Source organism: Paenarthrobacter aurescens (assembly GCF_041549525.1).
GTDB lineage: Bacteria > Actinomycetota > Actinomycetes > Actinomycetales > Micrococcaceae > Arthrobacter > Arthrobacter aurescens.
The window spans coordinates 865,731-886,454 of the sequence record NZ_CP157456.1 but is presented as its reverse complement, the minus strand read 5'-3'; the positions used below and the strand labels follow the sequence as shown (position 1 = coordinate 886,454).

The window sequence follows — 20,724 nt, the reverse complement described above, 5'->3', positions numbered from 1 at the left end:
CTCTACTCGTGGAGCAGCGCGGGTACTAACTATACCCCTACTTGCCCGGGATCGCAAAACCCGTCAACGACACACCCTGTTCTCCGAGGAAAATCCCCGGAAACAAAGGGAAAGAGGGCCCGAAGCCGTGCTCCGGGCCCTCCCTGAATCCAAAGAACTACTCAGCCGGCGCGAACCACGAGGCACCAAGCGGCGGCAGCGTTACAGACAGTGCTGCAGGTTGGCCATCGGTTCCAGGAGTTGTTGCCTTCAGCGATCCCGCATTCACGACGCCCGAGCCGCCATATGTCTCAGCATCGGTGTTGAGGACCTCAGTCCACTCCCCTGCCGCCGGCACGCCCAGGATGTAGTCCTTGTGCGGGCCGCCGGAGAAGTTCACCGCGCAGACCAGAGGCTTGCCCTCATGGTCCCAACGGATGAAGGTCAGGACGTTGTGATCAGCGTCGCCGCCGTTAATCCATTGGAAACCACCGGCCTCGTTGTCGCGCTGGTAAAGGGCCGGCGTCGACGTGTAGAGCTCGTTGAGGTCCTTGACCAGGAGTTGCAGTCCCCTGTGGGCGGGGATGTCAGCGAGGAACCAATCCAGCCCGTACTGTTCGGACCATTCCGCTTCCTGGCCGAACTCAGTGCCCATGAAGATCAGTTGCTTGCCAGGGTGCGCCCACTGGTAGGCGAAGAAGGCCCGCAGATTTGCCAGCTGCTGCCAGCGGTCACCGGGCATCTTGCGCAGCATGGAGCCCTTGCCGTGAACAACTTCATCGTGGCTGATGGGCAGCAGGAAGTTCTCGGTGAAGGCGTACACCAAGGAGAACGTAATGGTGCCGTGGTGCCACTTGCGGTTGATGGGGTCCTCGGAGATGTACTTCAGGGAGTCGTGCATCCAGCCCATGTTCCACTTCAGGCCGAAGCCGAGCCCGCCGTGGTTGGTGGGAGCCGTGACACCAGGGAATGCGGTGGATTCCTCCGCAATGATGATGGCGCCGGGGTGGGACTTGTAGACGGTGGCGTTGACTTCCTGCATGAAGGAAATAGCTTCGAGGTTCTCTCGGCCGCCAAACTTGTTGGGCCTCCACTGCCCCTCTTCACGGGAGTAATCCAGGTAAATCATGGAGGCAACGGCGTCCACGCGGAGGCCATCGATGTGGAATTCCTCCAGCCAGTACAGCGCGTTGGCCACCAGGAAGTTCCGTACCTCGCTGCGACCGAAGTCGAAGATCAGGGTTCCCCAGTCAGGGTGTTCGCCCAGGGCGGGGTCGGAATGCTCATACAGCGGCTGGCCGTCGAATTGCGCCAGTGCCCAGGAGTCCTTGGGGAAGTGGGCAGGTACCCAGTCCAGCAGGACGCCGATCCCGGCCTGGTGGAGTGAATCAACCAGGAACCGGAACTCATCCGGGTGCCCGAACCGCGAGGTGGGAGCGAAGTAGGACGTGACCTGATAGCCCCACGAACCGCCGAACGGGTGCTCGGCCACCGGCATGAACTCAACGTGGGAGAACCCCAGCCACTTGACGTAGTCCACCAGTTCCTTGGCAAGTTCCTTGTAGCCAAGGCCCAGGCGCCAGGATCCCAAATGGACTTCATAGACGCTCATGGGCGAGTTGTGCGGGTCCTTGGCGGCGCGGGCATTCATCCATTCCGCATCCTTGAACCGGTAGCTGGCGTCCACAACACGGGAGGCAGTCAGTGGCGGGACCTCGGTGCCGAAGGCCAGGGGGTCAGCCTTTTCAATCCAGTGTCCGGACTTGGTAAGGATCTCGTATTTGTAGCACGCCCCTGCTACAACGCCGGGAATGAAGATTTCCCACACACCCGAGGAGCCCAGTGAACGCATCCCGTGCGAGCGGCCGTCCCACCCGTTGAAGTCGCCCTTCACACGGACTGCTTGGGCGTTGGGTGCCCAGACGGCGAAGGAGACGCCGTCCACCTCGCTCAACACGGAGCGGTAGTGCTGAACGTGTGCGCCGAGGACGTCCCACAAACGTTCGTGGCGGCCCTCACCGATCAGGTGCAGGTCCACCTCGCCCACCGTTGGCAGGTAGTGGTACGGGTCATCAATGGTGACCGGTTCGACGTCGTACACCACTTCCAAACGGTAGTCAGGCACGTGGCCTGCCTGGAGCGGTTCCAGGACCGCAGTCCACACACCGTGTGCCTCGTGGGCCATGTCCGTACGGCCCGCTTCGGTCACCACAACCACGGACTTCGCCAGGTGCTTCACAGTACGGATGGTGACGTGCCCGTGGTCGTCCAGGTGCGCGCCGAGAACTGAGTGGGGCGCATGGTAGGCGCCTGCCGCCACGCGTTCCAAGGTCTCGGAGTCCACGTGCAGGGGAACCCGCGGCCGTTCGGTGCGTGCAGAGCCAGTCATGTCATTACCTTCCGCTGTAGCTGCCGCATGCTTGCCGCGGCTTGTGTTATCGAGGATTCGTCGGGATGCATTCACGGGGATCGACAACCAGTCGGGCCGGTTCCGCAACTCGTAAACAACCTCATATAAGGCCTTGTCCAGCCACAATGCCACAAAGAGCGGCGAGCGGCGGTCGATGGTTCCCGGGGTGACCTCGCTATAACCCTCAAGGAACGCGGCAGCGCAGTCATCCACCCAGGTTTCAGGCACCTTGGCATCGGCGTTCTCGCGCGTGGCGGCACCCGCTGCGTAGTCGAAGGAGCGCAGCATCCCGGTGACATCCCGCAAGGGAAGATCGGGGGTATTGCGTTCATCAATGGTCCGGAGCGGCTCGCCCTCGAAGTCCAGAATGGCCCATCTGCCCGGCTGCCCTTCAGCGCCGGGTACCAAAAGAATCTGGCCCAAGTGGAGGTCGCCGTGGACACGCTGCAACTGGCCCACATCCCGGGGGTCCAGAGCAGCCAGCAACTCGTTCAGTTGCTGGTCATGGGGCCCGACGGCGGAAGAGGCTTCCGCCCATGAGCCCCGGACACGCCGGTCTACTGTTGCGATGATCTCCGGACCCTGCTCTTGCCCGTCCAGGGTACCGAACGTCTCCGCCAGCCTGGCGTGAACCGTGGCAGTAGCGGCACCGAGCCCGCGGGCTTCTGCCGTGAAATCCTTGCCCGCTGCCGCGGCCTCAACCGCCAGGCGCCAGGCATCCAAGCCCCCAAGGAGGAACTCGTGGGCGACCGTCAGCTCGCCCGTGGCCGTTGAGGAACCGTTCGACGACGGCCCGTCCCACGAGCCGGTAATCCAACCGAGCGTGGCCGGAACCTCGGTAGTCCCGGCTGCCGTCAGTGCGGCACCGAGTTCCACTTCAGGGTTCTTGCCGGCGGCGAGCACACGGAAGATTTTGATGATCGCTGCCGAATGACCGTCGTCGATGATGACGGACGTGTTGGATTGCTCGCCGGAGAGGACCTTCACTGACGTGGGATGCTCGGGCAGTGCCACCCGGCCACGCGTCAGATGTCCTTGGGCGCCGCCGACCTTCCCTTCACTGCGCATCAGTTCCAGCCAGGCGGTAACGAAGTCAGCATCATAGACGGCGTCATAGACGAGCCGCAGGCCCAGATCAGGATCCGTGAACTCACCCAATAAAGCCGTGGGCGCCTCGGGCAGCGGCCGGCTCCGGAAGCTCAACGGAACCTGGACAACGTCAGTCCGCGAGCCGCCGTCGGCCGTTCTGTGGGTTACCGCCAACAGCACAACTTCCAGCTGCGTTTCGCCGCCGGCAGGGGGCAGGCTGAAGCCGCCCACCTGCTCCAAGGCAAAGTCCGGCCTCTTCACCGGGAACCATCGCTTGCCCGGCAGCCAGGTCCGGAGAAGTCCTTCAATGGAGGGGTTCAAGTTTTCCTTGTTCATCTCATCCTTTGGAGGTCACCACGGGAATCGCCTGAGTATAAGGCGACGAGGGATTGGAAAATGCTGAGCGGACCCGCAGCCAATAGAAGCTGTGGCTGCCCAGCATCACGGTCAAGTGACCGTTGTCGCCGACCGCCGGGAAAGGCTGGCCGCCGAAAATATCGCGCAGGCCCCGGCCCGCAAACTCCGGAATGTCCAGTTTTGCCGCCACGGGGTGCTGGGAAAGGTTGAAAACGCACAGGATGGTCTCGGCGTCTTCCCCTTCGTGGTTGCCGGCAGGCAACTCCCGAACGTACGCGAGCACCACCTCATGGTCCGCTTCAATGTGGCGGAAGCCGCCCAAACCGAACACCGGATGGTTCTTGCGAACGCTCAGGATCTGCCGGGTCCAGCGCAGCAGCGAACCTGAGTGCGCAGCCTCGGCCTCAACATTGGCCATGCTGTAGTTGTAAACCAGAGACTGGATGACCGGAAGATAAAGCTGGCCCGGATCAGCGCTGGAGAAGCCTGCATTACGGTCCGGGTTCCACTGCATGGGTGTTCGAACGGCATCGCGGTCATCAAGCCAGATGTTGTCGCCCATGCCGATTTCATCCCCGTAGTACAGGAAAGGACTGCCCGGCAAGGACAGCAGCAGCGCATTGATCAGCTCGATCTCGGAACGGGAGTTATCCAGCAGCGGCGCCAACCGGCGTCGAATACCTATGTTGGCCCGCATCCGCGGGTCCGGGGCGTACCAGCCGAGCATGGCGGCACGCTCTTCGGCCGGCACCATCTCCAGCGTCAGCTCGTCATGGTTGCGCAGGAAGGTCCCCCACTGTGCCCCCTTGGGAATTTCCGGCGTGTTCCGCAGGGTCTCAATAATGGGAGCGGCCTTCTGGTCCCGCAAGGCGTAGTACAGCCTGGGCATGATGGGGAAATGGAAGGCCATGTGGCATTCGGGGGCTTCCTCAGTGCCGAAGTACTCCACCACTTCATGCGGTGGCTGGTTGGCCTCGGCAATGATCACCCGGCCGGGGTAATTCGAGTCCACCATCCTGCGAAGGTCCTGCAGGAAGGTGTGCGTGGCCGGCAGATTCTCGCAGTTGGTGCCGTCCTCTTCGAACAAGTAAGGAATGGCGTCAGCACGGAAGCCATCGATCCCCTGGTCCAGCCAGAACCTCACAACGTCGTAGAGAGCCTCAATGACCTTCGGATTCTCAAAGTTCAGGTCAGGCTGGTGACTGAAGAAACGGTGCCAGAAGAACTGCCGGCGAATGGGATCGAACGTCCAGTTGGATTCCTCGGTGTCAACAAAAATGATCCGCGCGTCCTGGTACTTCTCATCAGTATCGCTCCACACATAGAAATCGCCGTAAGGTCCCGTGGGGTCCTTCCGTGATTCCTGGAACCACGGGTGCTGGTCCGAGGTGTGGTTCAACGGAAGGTCAATGATCACCCGGACGCCGCGTGCGTGGGCCTCGGCCACCAACCGTTTGAAATCACTGATGGTGCCGAACTCGTCCAGTACTGACGTATAGTCCGCGATGTCGTAACCGCCATCGCGCAACGGGGACTGGAAGAACGGCGGCAGCCACAGGCAGTCAACGCCCAGCCACTGGAGATAATCCAGTTTGTCGATCAAGCCGTGGAAGTCGCCGGAACCGTCCCCGTTGGCATCCGCAAAGGCCCGCACCAGTACCTCATAGAAGACTGCCTTGCGGTACCAGTGCGGATCATGCTGGAGACCTGGGGCGTTCAACTCGAAGGTGTTCTTCGGAGTGAAGTACTGGCTGGGGTTCTGCGGAGAAAAACTCACTAAGGCTGCCTCCGGATGCTCAGAATGTGCGCCGGTTCAACATGCGCGTCCAGCCGCACGTAGTTGTGCTCGCCCCACGCCCAGCTCTGGCCGCTGATGAGGTCATCAACGCGGAACTGTCCGTCCTCGTTGAGGTCCGAAGGGTCCAGTTGCAGTGCCGCGAGGTCCAGGGACACTGTGCTTTCGCGGGTGCTGTGCGGATCCACGTTGACCACAATGATCAAGGTGTCCTTGGTACCGTCCGGCAGCGTCTTGTGCTTGGAGTACACAATCGTGGCGTCGTCAGTGCTGCTGTGCAGCGTCAGGTTCTGCAGATCGCCCAGGGCCATGTGGTCCTTGCGGATGGTGTTGAGCCTGGTGATGTACGGCGCCAACGTCCGTCCGGACTCCGCAGCGCCTTCCCAATCCCTGGCCTTGTACTCGTACTTCTCGTTATCGATGTACTCCTCCGCGCCGGGACGGGCCACGTGCTCGTACAACTCGTACCCGGCGTAGACGCCCCACAACGGGCTGGCCGTAGCGGCCAGGACTGCGCGGATCTTGAATGCCGCGGGCCCACCGTACTGGAGGTACTCGGTGAGGATGTCCGGGGTGTTCACAAAGAAGTTGGGACGGAAGAATGCCGCGGTCTCATGGCTGACCTCCTGGAAGTACTGCTCCAGTTCGGTCTTGGTGTTCCGCCACGTGAAGTAGGAATAGGACTGCTGGAATCCGGCGCGACCCAATGCGTGCATCATCGGCGGACGGGTGAAGGCTTCGGCCAGGAAAACAACTTCCGGGTTCTTCTTGTTGATCTTGCCAATCAACCATTCCCAGAACCAGACAGGCTTGGTGTGCGGATTGTCCACCCTGAAAACCTTCACGCCGTGGCTGATCCACAACTGCACGATCCGCAGGATCTCCTTGGAAAGCCCGGCGGGATCGTTGTCGAAGTTCAGGGGGTAGATGTCCTGGTACTTCTTCGGAGGGTTCTCCGCGTAAGCGATGGAGCCGTCCACACGGGTGGTGAACCATTCCGGGTTGGACGTCACCCAAGGATGGTCCGGAGCTGCCTGCAAGGCCAGGTCCAAAGCAACCTCGAGCCCCAACTCGTTGGCACGGGCCACGAACGCATCAAAGTCCTCAAACGTGCCCAGATCCGGGTGGATGGCGTCATGGCCGCCATCCTTCGAGCCGATGGCCCACGGCGAACCGGGATCCTGCGGGCCCGGCGTCAACGTGTTGTTGCGCCCCTTGCGGTGCTGGAAACCAATCGGGTGGATGGGCGGCAGGTAGATGATGTCGAACCCCATGTCCGCTACGGCGTCGAGCCTTCCGGCCGCCGTACGGAAGTTGCCCGAAGTCCAAACACCGGTGGAGTGATCCAGCACGGCGCCCTCTGAGCGGGGGAAGAACTCGTACCAGGAACCGCGGCCTGCGAGGTCGCGCTCCACCTGCAGCGGGAACCGCTCGGAAACGGTCACCAGTTCGCGGATGGGAACGCGTCCGACGGCGGCCAGCACCTCAGTGCTGAAACCGGCGCCAAGGCGCTCCTCGGCAGTCTTGGTGGTATCGGCCAACACCACCGAAGCGGCACGCAAGGTGCGCTTTTCCACGGCGCTGCGACCGGCGTCGTCGGCTGCTTCGGCCAGGAGGGCAGCGCCCTCGGCGAGCATCAACTCAACGTCAATGCCGGCTCCTACCTTGACCTCGGCATTGTGGTGCCAGGTGCCGTAACGGTCATGCCAGGCCTCGATGACAAAGGACCAGGCACCGGTGCCGGTGGGGGTGATCAAGCCCTCCCAGCGGTCCAGGCCCTTCCACTGCTCGCCCTGGGCCGGGGTCAGGCGGACACGCTGACGCTCCTTGCCTCTGGGATCGAGCAGAACGGCAGAGACGCCAAGCTGGTCGTGGCCTTCACGGAAGACCGTGGCGCCTACAGCCAGGTCTTCACCCGGCAAAGCCTTCGCCGGGAAACGGCCACCCTCAACCACCGGCTGCACGGCCGTGATGGGGAACCGGCCGAAGCGAAGTCCCTCGGTGATGTCCGTAGTCGTCTTGGATTTCAGGGCGGTGATGGTTCGCGCGGTTTTCGTCACAACCACGACGTTAGCGACAAAAATCACAGAATGCTAAGCACACGACCTATCTACTCGACGCAAGGTGACTTTTACCTAAAAGAAACCCAATCCGGTTCCGGCTGCCATGTGAGTCCGTTAGTGTGGCGCTCGTGAAGGCAATTCGAAGGTTTACAGTCCGTACCGTCCTCCCCGAGCCCATCCGGCCCCTGGCCCGGTTGGCGACCAATTTGCGCTGGTCCTGGCACCGGCCAACCCGGGAACTTTTTGCGAGCCTTAGTCCGGCTCTCTGGGAGGCCTCGCAGCATGACCCCATAGCCCTTCTGGGTTCGATCAGCCGCGAGCAGTTGCAGGACCTGGCCAACGACGGTGAAGTTGTGGAACGCGTTCAACACGCCGCAGCCGATCTGGACCGCTACCTCAGCGAACCGCGCTGGTACCAGGGACTGAACGAGGACGCCCCGGCCTACATCGCGTACTTCTCCCCCGAATTCGGCATCACCGAAGTGCTCCCGCAGTACTCCGGCGGCCTGGGCATCCTCGCCGGTGACCACCTCAAAGCTGCCTCGGACCTCGGCGTGCCGCTGATCGGCGTCGGGCTCCTCTACCAGGCCGGCTACTTCAAGCAGTCCCTCTCCCGCGACGCCTGGCAGCAGGAAACCTACCCCGTGCTGGACCCCGACGGCCTCCCCCTGACGCTTCTCCGCCACCCGGCCAAGGACGGCGCCCAAGGCAAGCCCGTTCATATCTCGCTGCCGCTGCCCAACGGACGCGAGCTTCACGCCCACGTGTGGCGTGCCGACGTCGGACGTGTTCCGCTGCTGCTGTTGGACTCCAACGTCCCCTCCAACGACGAAGCCGCCCGCGGCATCACAGACCGCCTGTACGGCGGTGGCGGCGATCACCGGCTCCAGCAGGAACTCCTCCTGGGCATGGGCGGCGTCAAGGCCCTGCGGGTCTACCAGGAACTCACCGGCACACCCGCGCCCGAAGTGTTCCACACCAACGAAGGCCACGCAGGATTCCTCGGCATAGAACGCATCCAGGAAGCCATGTCCAACCCCGAGCACCCGCTCAGTTGGGATGAAGCCCTCGCCGCCGGCCGCGCATCCACGGTCTTCACCACGCACACGCCCGTCCCAGCCGGGATCGACCGGTTCGAGACCGTGCAGATCAAGCACTTCTTCGAAGCCGGGCTGGCGCCCGCTGTGCCCACCGAACGCATCCTGGAACTCGGCCGCGAAAACTTCGACGGCGGCAACCCCTCAGTGTTCAACATGGCAGTGATGGGCCTACGCCTGGCCCAGCGCGCCAACGGCGTGGCCAAACTGCACGGCGTGGTCTCCCGCGAAATGTTCGCCGGGCTCTGGCCAGGATTCGATCACTCCGAAATCCCCATCACCTCCGTCACCAACGGCGTCCACGTGCCCACTTGGGTGGATCCCCGGATCTCCGCCCTTGCACGCACCCAATTCGGGGCCGAAGCCGAGGCAATGGGCCGCTGGGACCTGGCCTACAACGTCAGCGACGAAGACGTCTGGGCCCTCCGCCGGGAGCTCCGTGCCCAACTCATCGACGACGTTCGACGCCGGCTCCGTGCCTCCTGGAAGAAGCGCGGCGCCGCCGACGCCGAACTCGGGTGGACAGACTCCGTGCTGGACCCCGACGTCCTCACCATCGGATTCGCACGCCGCGTGCCCACCTACAAGCGGCTCACGCTCATGCTGCGCGACCCGGCACGCTTGAAGGCCCTGCTCCTGGACCCCAAACACCCCATCCAGTTGGTCATCGCCGGGAAGTCACACCCGGCGGACGACGCCGGCAAGAAAATGATCCAGGACCTGGTCAAGTTCACCGACGACCCCCAGGTGCGGCACAGGATCGTCTTCCTGCCCAACTACGACATCGCCATGGCACGGACGCTGTTCCCCGGCTGCGACGTCTGGCTCAACAACCCGCTCCGGCCGCTCGAAGCCTGCGGCACTTCCGGCATGAAGGCCGCCATCAACGGCTCGCTCAACCTCTCCGTCCTGGACGGCTGGTGGGACGAAATGTACGACGGCGAAAACGGCTGGGCAATCCCCACCGCCAACAACAACGCATCCTCCGAGGAACGCGACGACATTGAAGCATCAGCGCTCTACGAACTCCTGGAAACTCAGGTAGCACCGCGTTTCTACGGCACCACTGTTGCCCAAGGCGCCGGTGCCGCAGGGCCATCGGAATCCAGCCGCGAGACCGTGCCCACCCACTGGGTGTCCATGATCAAGCACACCCTGGCTAACCTGGGCCCCGCAGTTTCGGCCGAACGCATGCTCCACGACTACGTCAACAACCTCTACTGCCCGGCCGCAGTGTCCGGCCGACGCGCTGTTGCTGAGTCCTTCAAGGAAGCCAAGGAACTCGCCGCCTGGACCACCAAGGTACGCAATGCGTGGCCCGAGGTTGTGGTGGAACACGTGGACTCCGTGGGCGTCTCAGAGGAACCCCAGGTGGGCGACACCCTCCAAGTCAACGCCTACGTGGCCCTGAACAACCTCACCCCGGACGATGTCTCAGTGGAGGTGGCCTTCGGTCGCGCTGAGGAATCCGATGAACTCGAGGACGTGGTGGTGGCTGAACTGGACTCCGTTGAAGACCTCGGCGGCGGACGCCACCTGTTCAGCGGCTCCCTGGTGATCAACCGCTCCGGCTCCTTCGGTTACACCGTCCGGGTGTTCCCGAAGCACTCGGCGTTGGCATCCAAGGCTGAACTGGGGTTGATCGCGAACGCCTAAGCCTGAACCACGTCGCCCAATTGGCGACCGTAACCCTCTGCGTGCTGCTCCTTCGTCGCTTTGACGCACGCTGCCGGGTCGCGGTCGCCAATTGCGTCTCAAGGCCCGCTACGGTTGGGATCCATAGGACCCGTTGGCGCGACTAATTCTCGAAGACGGCGATGACCTTGAGGTCGCGGCCGGCGTAGCTCTCTGCGTCTTGGAGGATTTCGCAGACGACGCCGAAGGAACGGTCTGTGCGGTAGACCGCCGGGACCTGCCAGATCATGGTGACAGGGCCGCCGTCGTCCTCTGAAAGGGCATCCGCGTAATCATGCAAGGAGTCGTTGAGGGCGTCCAGGTTCACGCCGTAGTACTCGGGGAAATCGAGGACCTGGCCGAAAACCTCAAGGACTGCCTGCTTGGTGGACGCCGGCGGGACAAGGACGGTGCGGCGGCCGGCGTCGGAGATTTGCTCCTGCAGTTCTTCAAGGGTCCAGGTGTCGGCGGAATAGATCTTCATGGGCTCCTGCTTGTTGGCTATTTGTCTTCTTCGATGAACGTGAACGACTCGTAGTGGTCCGGGGTGTAGTACTTGGCTGAGTCCTTGCCCACAATGATCCGGCGTGCGCCGCGGTCCGGCTCCCCGGGTGTTGGCACCGTGTACTCCTTGTAGAAACCACCGGATTTCTTAGGCAGCAATCCCTCAAAATTGCCGAAGTTCACGCCGTCGCGCTCGTACGGGTACGGGCCGCCCTGAGCAATCAGGGCCAGCGTTTGGCGTGCTTCCTTGGGCAGCTGCGAGGCGTTGATGGCAGGCAGTGTGGACGGATTGGCAATGGCTGAACTGGCCGCTGCTGTATTGGCCGCTGCGGTGCTGCGTGCCGCCGGTGACGTAGACGTGGACCCGGCTTCCGGCGTCGTGGTTTGCGCCGTCAGCGAGCCGCCGCCCACCATGGCGACCACCAGCACGACGACGGCGATCACCAGCGCCGCGAAGGCCACCAGTTTGTTGCGGTTGCGATTCACCCTGGCGGGCTCCCCTCGATGCTCGGCTGGCTACGTTCGGTAGATGTTGATGGTGTTGGCTTGCAGGATATCCCGCTCGCCGGAGGCCACCAACGCGCCCTTTCTGCGCTCATGCAGCACCGAGGTGGTGAAACGAAGCTCAAACATGCGCTTTCCTATGCCCGATTCGCTCAAAATCTCCGGCAACACCATCTTCACGTCCTGGTTGCTGCCGTTCACTGAGATCAACCCGCGGATCTCACTGTCCTCGTGACCCATCAGGAGCTGGACGGAGCGGACGTTGGGATCATTCCAGCGCGCCGGAGTCATCTTCTTGCCCTTGTCATCAAACCACTGAAGGCTCGAGTCATTGGCGCTGCCCGGGAAGCTCTCCGGCTGATGCCGCAGGAACCAGCGGCGCAACCTCACCAGTTCACGAGTGGTCCTGAACATGGCGTTGGCTTCCTGGGTCCTGCTCCAATCGAGCCAGGCCGTGGGATTGTCCTGACAGTAAGCGTTGTTATTGCCCTGCTGCGTGCGCCCGATCTCGTCACCCGCCGTGATCATGGGAACGCCGAAAGACAGGAGCAAGGTGGCCATGAGGTTGCGGACGGAAAGGGCACGGGCGGCAACAATGGCCTCGTTCTCGCTCCTGCCCTCCACACCGTGGTTGTAGCTGCGGTTGTCCCCGTGGCCGTCACGGTTCTGCTCACCGTTGGCCTCGTTGTGCTTGCGGTCGTAGCTGACCAAGTCCTTAAGGGTAAAACCGTCATGGGCCGTGACAAAGTTGACGCTGGCCAGCCGGGTGCGTCCTGAGGATGCGAAGAGGTTGGCGGAGCCCGCCATGAGCTCAGCCAATGAAGCAACTGAGCCACCTTGGCCACCGGCTTCCATGGCAGCCCTGTCCGAAAGCCAGAAGCTCCGGACGCCGTCGCGGAAGTGGTCATTCCAATCCGACCATCCTTGAGGGAAACGTCCCGTCTGCCAGCCACCGTAGCCAACATCCCAAGGCTCGGCGATCAGCTTGACCCCGGAAAGTACCGGGTCCTCGGCAATCGCCTGCAGGAACGGGTGCTGAGGATCGAAGGTGTTGCTGGCATCGCGGCACAGGGTCACGGCGAGGTCGAAGCGGAAACCGTCCACATGGAAGTCGTTCACCCAGTACCGCAAGGAATCCAGCGCCAGGTCCACCACTACGGGATCACTGAAATCCAAGGTATTGCCGCAACCGGTGGTGTCCAAGTACCGGCCGTGGGCATCATGGCGGTAGTAACGCGTCTCGGCCAAGCCGCGGAAGCTCAAGGCCGGTCCGTCAGGCCCCGCCTCGGCAGTGTGGTTGTACACCACGTCAAGAATGACTTCGATCCCTGCCGCATGGAGCAGCTTGATCATGCCTTTGAGCTCATCCTGCACCGCATGCGGACCAGCGTTGCGGGCCGCCTCCGTGGCGTAAGCGGCGTGCGGGGCGAAGAACGCCGCCGTGTTGTAGCCCCAGTAATTGGTCATGCCCAGATCCTGGAGATGGGACTCATCCAGGTGGAAATGAATAGGCAGGAGCTGAACGGCAGTGATGCCAAGTTCAGTGAGATGTTGGATCATCACAGGGTGCGCCATGCCCGCATACGTACCACGGAGGTGTTCAGGGATGTCCGGGTGGAGCATCGTCTGCCCACGGACGTGCGCCTCATAGATCACCGAGGTACGCATGGGTGTGCGGGGCGGGTGGTCCTCGCCCCAATCAAAGCCAGTATCGACGTGGACGCTGGTAAGAAACTCTCCCCGCTGGTCCACGGCGCGGCCGTAAGGATCAAGCAGCAGGGGCTGGCCGCCGTCGTCATCCAGATCCACCGCGGGGATGGACAGCGGAAGGCCGCCCTCGCCCGGGGCTGCGCGGAAGCCGTAGCGGGTGCCGGGCGGCATGCCGTTGACCAGGCCGAAGTGCACACCGTCCTCCGTGTTGGACAGGATGTGGGACTGCCATGGTTCGCCAGGGGCTTGGAACACCACCTCCACGCGATCCAGATCCGGTGCGAAGACGGCCACGTTCACCGAATTGTCCGGAGCGCTTTGGGCGTCGAAAACTCCGGGCTGGGGCGCGCTCAGTCCGAGGGGCCTGGGCATTGACGAATCCAGGGCAGCTGCTGTGTCAAAAATAGGCATAACCATTGCTTGCAAGTTTAGTTCCACGCAAAGTATGTACCGCGCTGGGCGGCCATGTGACGACGATCAGCGTCTCGATTTCATTACTTGCCCCAGGATTGCTGCATTTCAAGCGCCGCTCACCTGCTGCAATGCTGTCCTGACCGGGTGCGCATTCGAAAGCTCGAGGCCGATTGTGTCGGCATGCTCCTCCCGGGACCAGCCCGCTTGGCATACTGGGACCAAGACAACTGGAGGTTTTATCGTGCGCGTGGCACTTGCCCAAGTCATCACCGGCCGGGATCCGGACAGCAACCTGCGGCTCCTTGAGGAGAACGCCCGCTTGGCCAAGGAAGGCGGCGCGGAGTTGGTGGTCTTCCCCGAAGCCATGATGCGCGCGTTCGGAAACTCGCTGTTGGACATCGCCCAACCCTTGGATGGGCCGTGGGCAAGCCGGGTAAGGTCCCTCGCCCGGGAACTCCAGCTGGTGATCGTAGCCGGCATGTTCACCCCGGGAACTCCCTCAGACTCCGGGTCCCCGCGGGTACGCAACACTCTCCTGGTCACAGGCCCGGGTGTGGAAACGAGCTATGACAAAGTCCACCTCTTTGATGCGTTCGGCTTTGCCGAATCGGACACCGTTGAGGCCGGCACGGATCCAGTAACGTTCGACGCCGGTGGCCTCACCTTTGGTGTGGCTACCTGCTACGACATCCGTTTCCCGGCCCTGTTCACCGCCAACGCCCAGCGCGGAGCTGTGGTGAACATCGTCTCTGCCTCGTGGGGATCAGGTCCGGGCAAAGCCGATCAGTGGCAGCTCCTGGCCCGTGCCCGCGCGGTGGACACCACCACGTTCGTGCTCGCCTGCGGCCAAGGCGATCCCGCAACCCGGGGCATCGAAGCCAAAGGTGCCGCACCCACGGGCGTGGGGTACTCCGCCGTCGTGTCCCCGTTCGGCCAGGTACTGGAAGCCCTCGAAGGTGAGCCGGGCATGATCTTCTACGACCTCGACCCCGCCGTGGTGGAAGAGGCCCGCACCAAGCTCCCCGTGCTGGCCAACCGCCGCGACTTCTAACCCCAGCCCTCTCTCACTTCCCGAGCCCTTCCGGCCATCCCTCTCTCACATCCTCGCCGCGGCGGACGGCCCTCTAAGGCGTGTGTCGACGTCGTTCGTCAAGTTCGGAACAGATCCTGAGAAGGCTGAGGCACGCGGGACATGAGAGAGCGACCGACTCAAACCCGAGGGATGTGGAAGAGGGTCCGCAGGAAGCCCATGGGATGTGAGAGACGGTCGGGCATGCGAAAGGCGCCACAAGGGCCATCCGGAAGCGTGCGTCAAAGCGACGGTGGAGCAGCACGCAGAGGATGGCGCTTGCGGCGCCTTCTTGAGGATTACTTAGCGGCGCGCTGCCTCGACACTTCGTACAGCGAGATACCAACGGCCATGGATGCGTTGAGTGACTCCATGGCGGAGTCGATGGGGATCGAGACGATCTGATCGCAGTTTTCGCGCACGAGCCTGCTGAGGCCCTTGCCTTCGGAGCCCACAACGATGCACACAGGCTCGGTTGCCACGGTAAGATCCGGCAGCGAGACGTCGCCGTCGCCGTCCAGGCCAAGGACGTAGATGCCCATGTTCTTGAACTGCTTGAGCGCGTTGTTGAGGTTCGACGCGCGGGCGACAGGTACGCGGACAGCGGCACCGGCACTGGTCTTCCAGGCGGACGCGGTGACGCCGACGGAGCGACGCTCGGGGACGATGACGCCGTGGCCGCTGAACGCGGAGACGGAGCGGATGATCGCGCCGAGGTTGCGGGGGTCGGTGATGCCGTCCAGTGCAACGAAGATGGGGGCGTTGGAGATGTGCCCCTTCTTCCACTTGGCGAGAGTCGTCTCGGCGAGGTCGTAGGCGTCCTCGTATTCGTACGGCGGGATCTGCAGTACGAGGCCCTGGTGGACAGCGTCCTCAGTCATGCGGTCCAGCTCCACCTTGCCGGTTTCGAGCAGCGGGATCCCACGTTCGGCCGCGAGCTTCAGGGATTCCTTGACGCGATCATCCATCTCAATGCGGATAGCCACGTGCAGGGCCTTGGCGGGGATACCGGCGCGGAGGGCTTCGACCACCGAGTTACGGCCGGTGACCAGCTCTTCAGTGGCACGGCCCTTGGGACCGGAGCGGGCGCCGGCGCCACCCTGACGGGTGCCCGAGCCGCGCTTGGCGGCGGAGCGCTCAGCCAGCTGCTTGTTCTTGTATGCCTTGTGGTAGGTGCGTTCCTCCGCCTTGGGCGTGGGACCCTTGCCTTCCAGGGCCTTGCGGCCGTGGCCACCGGTTCCGGTGGTGGGGCCCTTCTTCTGCTTGACCGACCGGCGACCATTATTGGCCATGAGTTTCCATCCTTGATTTTGTGAGTAAGTCTGGAATCAAGTCTACTGACCCGATGCAATTCGGCCGCCGCGCCGTTTTGTCAGTCGCGTTTGAGGCTCCAGGTGGCGCCGTCCGCACCATCTTCGACCACGACGCCGGCGGCAGCGAGGGTGTCGCGGATCGCGTCGGATGCCGCCCAGTCCTTTGCGGCTCTGGCGGCGGCCCGGGCTTCGAGTTGGGCTTCGATCAGCACTTCCAGAGCGGCATGCTCCCGTCCCTGCACAGCTTCCGGGCGTTTCACCGAATCCAGGCCAAGCACTTCGGTCATGGACAGCACGCTGCAGAGAGCGGTCTTGGCAGCGTCCACATCACCGGAAGCCAAGGCAGTGTTTCCTGCCCTCACGGTTTCGTGCAGCACGCCGAGCGCCTGCGGAACATTGAGGTCGTCATCCATGGCCGTTATGAAAGCGGCGGGCATGTTGGCTTGGGGGGACACTTCCAAGGAACCTGTGCCCACCTTGGCGGATGCCTTGTGGATGAAACCGTCAATACGCTCGACGGCGGCCGCGGCCTCCTGCAGCGAGGTGGGACGGTAGTCCAGCACGGACCGGTAGTGGGCCTGGCCGAGGTAATAGCGGACCACACGCGGGGATGCGAGCTCAAGCATTTCGGCCGGACTCACGGTGTTGCCAATGGACTTGGACATTTTTTCACCCTCGTAGGTGACCATGCCGTTGTGCATCCAGAAGTTGGCGAAATCGTCGCCTGCAGCCTGGGATTGGGCCATCTCGTTTTCGTGGTGCGGGAAGCGAAGGTCCAATCCTCCACCGTGGATATCAAACCGCGGACCAAGATACTTGGTGACCATCGCCGAGCATTCGAGATGCCAGCCGGGACGACCCGCGCCCCAAGGCGACTCCCACTTGGCGGTGACGGGCTCGCCGTCTTTGAAACCCTTCCACAGCGCGAAGTCGCGGGGATCGCGCTTGCCGCGGGGGTCAGCGTCGGGCGCTCCCTGCATGTCATCAATATTCTGCCGGGTCAGCGAGCCGTACTTGCTCCAGGATCGGACGTCGAAGTAGACATCGCCGGAATCGTCCAATGCAGGGTATGCGTGGCCACGGTCGATGAGGCGCTGGATGAGCGCATGCATTTCCGGGATGTGGCCAGTGGCGCGGGGCTCATAGGTGGGCCGCTGCACGCCGAGGGAATCGTACGCGTTCTCGAATTCCTGCTCGTAGCGGTATGCCAGTGCCCACCATTCTTCGGCCTGGCGCGCGGATGGCTCCGCGTCCCAGTCCGGTCCGAACGACTGCGCGGACTTAGCCAGGATCTTGTCGTCGATGTCCGTGACGTTGCGTACCACCGTGACCCGGAGGCCCCGGAACTCGAGCCAGCGCGTCAGCTGGTCAAAGGCGATAGCCGACCTGACGTGGCCCACGTGCGGCATTCCCTGGACAGTGGCCCCGCAGTAATACACGCTGGCCTTGCCGTCTTCGATGGGAACGAAGTCACGGACTTCGGCGGAGGCGGTGTCATAGAAGCGCAGGGTCACCGCTCCAGATTAGCCGATGACGAAGCGTGACCTGCCTACTTGCAGTATTCGCCGATCTTGTTGAACTGAACCTTGAGCTTTTCCTGCTGGTCCTGGGTAGCTGCGCCAAGGGAGGATGCCGCCGCCTCATCCATGATTGCCGCCATCTCCTTGATGGGGTTTCCGATCTCCGGCGCCAGTTTCCCAGCGATCTGGTGATAGTGCTCGGCAATTTGTTTGGACTGCTGCTGCTGGTTGCCCTCGGGCTTGAAAGTGTCCTCGTTCAGGAACGCGCAACTGGCCGCCACGTCCATGGTTTGACTCCCGCCGCACCCACTGAGCAGGAGCGAGGCTGCCAGGGCTGCAGCCACCACAACGGAACGCACGACGCCGGCGCTTGGCTTAGGCATGTGGCGCGCCTTTCGCGGGTCCCGGCGCTGTTGCGTGGTCCTCGTGGGCGGATACCGGATACACGAGGGCGGTGGCAACAGCAGAGATTCCTTCCCCGCGGCCAGTGAAACCCAATCCGTCGCTGGTGGTTGCCGTGACGCTGACCGGCGCACCCGCGGCCTGGCTCAGGACCCGCTGGGATTCTTCACGGCGCGGCCCGAACTTGGGACGGTTGGCTACGAACTGCACCGCCACGTTGCCGATCTCAAATCCGGCAGCACGCACAATGCGGGCGGCCTCGCTGAGCAGCTTGACCCCGGACGCGCCAGAGTACTCGGGCCGGTCGGTGCCGAAGTGGGTACCCAGGTCCCCGATCCCGCAGGCGGAGAAGAGGGCGTCGGCGGCAGCGTGGGCTACGCAATCGCCGTCGGAATGCCCTGAAAGCCCTCGCTCGCCTTCCCAGAAAAGCCCGCCCAACCACAGCGGCTGCGGGTCGTCTTCAGGGGCGAATGCATGGACATCAATGCCAACTCCGGTGCGAGGAAGGACCATGTCCGGCGCCACTAGCCTTCCACCCAACGAATTCCCAGCGGCCCTTCGAGCAGGCCTTCGGCGATGATGAGGTCCAGGGGCGTGGTGATCTTCAAGGACTGACTCGCTCCGCGGACAGCGTGGACCGGGACGCCCAGGAGTTCCACCAGCATGGCGTCGTCCGTCACAGCGGCAGACTGCTTGTCATCAAAGAGTCCGGCAGCCTCGTGGGCGCGGCGCAGGGTTGCCAGTTCAAAACCTTGGGGGGTTTGGACGGCACGGAGTTGTTCCCTGGGGGCGGTGCCCGTCACGAGTTCCGGAGCTATGGCGGCATCGGTGCCACTGGTCTCAGTCACCGTCTTGATGGTGTCTACCACCGGCATGGTGGGGATGACGGCCTTCGCTCCTGAGGATAAGGCGTCGGACACACGTTGGAACACGCGCTCGGGGGTCAAAGCCCGTGCGGCGTCGTGAACCAGGACCAGTTCCGTGCCGTCCTCCAAGGCGGCCATGGCGGCACGAACCGAATCCGCTCGGGAGGAACCGCCGTCGACGACTGAAATTTCAGGACCACCGTCCACGAGGTCGATGGTGAACTCGGCGATGGACTCACGCAGTGCGGTGTCCCCCTTGGGCACGGCAATGCAGATCTGGCGGGCAACATCCGAGGCAACCACGCCGCGCAGGGCGTGCATCAGAATGGTTTCGCCGCCCAGCGGTACCTGGGCTTTGGGCATGCCGTAGCCGAGGCGTTCGCCGGAACCGGCAGCAACCACGATCACAGCCGTTACGGCGCGCTTGGAAGGAATACTCATGCGCCCAAGATTATGCGGAATCTGCGCGGAATACCCGCATGCCGGCTGATTCCGCGAGGCCGCGGCCGGCTTGTGTCCGGCTTGAGGCAAAAAAAGAAACCCGGCGGCGCTTTCGCACCACCGGGCTCAATTCTTAGGAAGCCAAGACCTCGTCGAGAACGCTTGCAGCCTTCTCTTCATCTGTCTTCTCAGCCAGGGCCAGTTCTGAAATCAGAATCTGCCGCGCCTTGGCCAGCATCCGCTTCTCACCTGCGGAAAGGCCGCGATCGTGATCACGACGCCAAAGATCGCGAACGACCTCCGCCACCTTGATGACATCGCCTGAAGCAAGCTTCTCCAGGTTCGCCTTGTAACGACGTGACCAGTTGGTAGGCTCTTCAGTGAACTCGGCGCGGAGAACGTCAAAAACGTGCTCCAAGCCTTCTTTGCCCACTACGTCCCGGACCCCAACAAGGTCAACGTTCTCTGCTGGAACTTCAATGGTCAGATCACCCTGAGCCACCTTGAGCTTGAGATACATCTTCTCTTCGCCCTTGATGGTGCGCATCTTGATTTCCTCAATTTTTGCTGCACCGTGGTGAGGGTAAACTACTGTCTCGCCGACCTCAAAAACCATGTGGACTTTCCCCTTTCCCGCAGATTAGTCTATCACGATTAAGGCATACGACTGGCACCGGATAGCCCCTTCTGCCGCGCCAATAAAGGGAATAAGGCCTTAAACGACTTCGTCCAAGGTCTTGACGTATTCAGCGAAAGATGCTTCAACGAGGCCAAGTGCGAGCAAGATCTCTTCCGGTCACAGCGCCACATAGCCTTCCCGAATCCATATTTCAGGCGGTTTGCCGATAGGCTATGGCTGAAAAGTGTTCCAATGACTCTTGAGGAGTAGGTGTCGTGCGCAATACTGCGATGAACCCTGTCCAGCGCGGCAAGCTGGCAATTGCGGCGGCTGCAATCGGCGTCGGTCTTCTGTCCGTCACCGGCTGTGGATTCGTCAACGCCCAGCAGACTACCCACCAGTACTCGGCATCGGACGGGATCAAAGCTGATCTCGGTCCCCTGCAGTTGCGTAACATCCTGATTGTTTCCTCGGGCGAGAAGGAGCCGGGCCGCGTCATTGGCGCCGTCTTCAACACCTCCGCGACGGATGCAACCCTCACCATGAGCGGTGCCAATGGGGCTCAGACCGAGATCCCGGTCAAGGCCAACGGCGAAACCTTCCTGAATGACACCGCCGATGCTGCGATCCTCAGCACTGCCGGCGTTATCCCCGGTGGTTTGGTCCCGATCACCATCCGCAGCGGTTCCGACTCCGCCACGGTCAACGTACCCGTACTTGACGGCACACTGCCCGAGTACGCCAAGTACTTGCCCACTACGCCGAGCCCCACGGCAACGCCTACATCCACGGCAACTACTTCAGAGGCTCCGGCCGCCGGCCACTAAGAGGCCACAAGATCAGACAGACAAAGGAAGGGTCCCGCCGTGGCGGGACCCTTCCTTTGTCTGTCTGAGAA

General features: G+C 62.7%; 15 protein-coding genes. 3 read left to right on the top strand and 12 right to left on the bottom strand.

What is annotated here, in order from left to right:
* Positions 1-157: 157 nt before the first annotated feature.
* Genes ABI796_RS04260 through ABI796_RS04250 form a run of 3 tightly spaced genes read right to left on the bottom strand, consistent with a single transcriptional unit; the run spans position 158 to position 7,696 of the window.
* Positions 158-3,814, bottom strand: a complete 3,657-nt coding sequence (locus ABI796_RS04260) for a 1,4-alpha-glucan branching enzyme (RefSeq protein ID WP_141286459.1) — start codon at positions 3,812-3,814, stop codon at positions 158-160.
* A 1-nt stretch (position 3,815) separates the two neighbouring features.
* Complete coding sequence (treS, locus tag ABI796_RS04255) at positions 3,816-5,612, bottom strand: maltose alpha-D-glucosyltransferase (RefSeq protein ID WP_141286461.1); 1,797 nt, start codon at positions 5,610-5,612, stop codon at positions 3,816-3,818.
* A complete protein-coding gene (locus ABI796_RS04250; RefSeq protein WP_174754630.1) occupies positions 5,612-7,696 on the bottom strand; it encodes an alpha-1,4-glucan--maltose-1-phosphate maltosyltransferase in 2,085 nt (694 codons plus the stop codon). The genes treS and ABI796_RS04250 overlap by 1 nt, the downstream gene beginning before the upstream one ends.
* Positions 7,697-7,821: 125 nt before the next feature.
* Between ABI796_RS04250 and glgP the strand changes: the two genes are divergently transcribed.
* Complete coding sequence (gene glgP, locus ABI796_RS04245; RefSeq protein ID WP_174754628.1) at positions 7,822-10,446, top strand: alpha-glucan family phosphorylase; 2,625 nt, start codon at positions 7,822-7,824, stop codon at positions 10,444-10,446.
* Positions 10,447-10,588: 142 nt separating this feature from the next.
* Here the strand turns inward: glgP and ABI796_RS04240 are convergent, their stop codons facing one another.
* Genes ABI796_RS04240 through glgX form a run of 3 tightly spaced genes read right to left on the bottom strand, consistent with a single transcriptional unit; the run spans position 10,589 to position 13,599 of the window.
* Complete coding sequence (locus ABI796_RS04240) at positions 10,589-10,948, bottom strand: barstar family protein (RefSeq protein ID WP_141286467.1); 360 nt, start codon at positions 10,946-10,948, stop codon at positions 10,589-10,591.
* A 17-nt stretch (positions 10,949-10,965) separates the two neighbouring features.
* Positions 10,966-11,454: a ribonuclease domain-containing protein gene (locus ABI796_RS04235; protein WP_141286469.1), complete on the bottom strand. Its 489-nt coding sequence runs from the start codon at positions 11,452-11,454 to the stop codon at positions 10,966-10,968.
* Positions 11,455-11,484: 30 nt separating this feature from the next.
* Positions 11,485-13,599 (bottom strand): glycogen debranching protein GlgX, encoded by a 2,115-nt coding sequence (glgX, locus tag ABI796_RS04230; protein ID WP_141286471.1) that lies wholly within the window; start codon positions 13,597-13,599, stop codon positions 11,485-11,487.
* 238 nt (positions 13,600-13,837) lie between these two features.
* On the opposite strand from glgX, the gene ABI796_RS04225 reads away from it, so the two are divergent.
* Positions 13,838-14,647 carry a carbon-nitrogen hydrolase family protein gene (locus ABI796_RS04225; protein WP_141286473.1) on the top strand — a complete coding sequence of 270 codons (810 nt, stop codon included), beginning with the start codon at positions 13,838-13,840 and terminating at the stop codon, positions 14,645-14,647.
* 317 nt (positions 14,648-14,964) lie between these two features.
* On the opposite strand, the gene rlmB is transcribed toward ABI796_RS04225, so the two are convergent.
* From rlmB to ABI796_RS04195, 6 genes are all read right to left on the bottom strand, one after another.
* Entirely contained in the window at positions 14,965-15,957 is a 993-nt protein-coding gene (rlmB, locus tag ABI796_RS04220) for a 23S rRNA (guanosine(2251)-2'-O)-methyltransferase RlmB (RefSeq protein WP_141286475.1), read from the bottom strand.
* Between the two features lie 80 nt (positions 15,958-16,037).
* Positions 16,038-17,492: a cysteine--tRNA ligase gene (gene cysS / locus ABI796_RS04215; protein WP_141286477.1), complete on the bottom strand. Its 1,455-nt coding sequence runs from the start codon at positions 17,490-17,492 to the stop codon at positions 16,038-16,040.
* A 35-nt stretch (positions 17,493-17,527) separates the two neighbouring features.
* Positions 17,528-17,881: a hypothetical protein gene (locus ABI796_RS04210; protein WP_141286479.1), complete on the bottom strand. Its 354-nt coding sequence runs from the start codon at positions 17,879-17,881 to the stop codon at positions 17,528-17,530.
* A complete protein-coding gene (gene ispF / locus ABI796_RS04205) occupies positions 17,874-18,413 on the bottom strand; it encodes a 2-C-methyl-D-erythritol 2,4-cyclodiphosphate synthase (protein WP_141286481.1) in 540 nt (179 codons plus the stop codon). Before ispF ends, ABI796_RS04210 begins: the two co-directional genes overlap by 8 nt.
* Positions 18,414-18,424: 11 nt before the next feature.
* Positions 18,425-19,207, bottom strand: a complete 783-nt coding sequence (ispD, locus tag ABI796_RS04200; RefSeq protein ID WP_141286483.1) for a 2-C-methyl-D-erythritol 4-phosphate cytidylyltransferase — start codon at positions 19,205-19,207, stop codon at positions 18,425-18,427.
* A gap of 133 nt (positions 19,208-19,340) precedes the next feature.
* On the bottom strand, positions 19,341-19,823 hold the full coding sequence (locus tag ABI796_RS04195) for a CarD family transcriptional regulator (RefSeq protein ID WP_011690592.1): 483 nt from the start codon (positions 19,821-19,823) through the stop codon (positions 19,341-19,343).
* Between the two features lie 293 nt (positions 19,824-20,116).
* Between ABI796_RS04195 and ABI796_RS04190 the strand changes: the two genes are divergently transcribed.
* Positions 20,117-20,653: a hypothetical protein gene (locus tag ABI796_RS04190; protein ID WP_141286487.1), complete on the top strand. Its 537-nt coding sequence runs from the start codon at positions 20,117-20,119 to the stop codon at positions 20,651-20,653.
* Positions 20,654-20,724: the final 71 nt, after the last annotated feature.

Bases quoted from the DNA above. Each gene is read 5' to 3' on its own strand.
- ispD (WP_141286483.1), bottom strand. From the start codon at position 19,207: ATGAGTATTCCTTCCAAGCGCGCCGTAACGGCTGTGATCGTGGTTGCT.
- ispF (WP_141286481.1), bottom strand. From the start codon at position 18,413: ATGGTCCTTCCTCGCACCGGAGTTGGCATTGATGTCCATGCATTCGCC.
- ABI796_RS04190 (WP_141286487.1), top strand. From the start codon at position 20,117: ATGAACCCTGTCCAGCGCGGCAAGCTGGCAATTGCGGCGGCTGCAATC.
- ABI796_RS04240 (WP_141286467.1), bottom strand. From the start codon at position 10,948: ATGAAGATCTATTCCGCCGACACCTGGACCCTTGAAGAACTGCAGGAG.
- ABI796_RS04210 (WP_141286479.1), bottom strand. From the start codon at position 17,881: ATGCCTAAGCCAAGCGCCGGCGTCGTGCGTTCCGTTGTGGTGGCTGCA.
- glgX (WP_141286471.1), bottom strand. From the start codon at position 13,599: ATGGTTATGCCTATTTTTGACACAGCAGCTGCCCTGGATTCGTCAATG.
- ABI796_RS04260 (WP_141286459.1), bottom strand. From the start codon at position 3,814: ATGAACAAGGAAAACTTGAACCCCTCCATTGAAGGACTTCTCCGGACC.
- rlmB (WP_141286475.1), bottom strand. From the start codon at position 15,957: ATGGCCAATAATGGTCGCCGGTCGGTCAAGCAGAAGAAGGGCCCCACC.
- ABI796_RS04195 (WP_011690592.1), bottom strand. From the start codon at position 19,823: ATGGTTTTTGAGGTCGGCGAGACAGTAGTTTACCCTCACCACGGTGCA.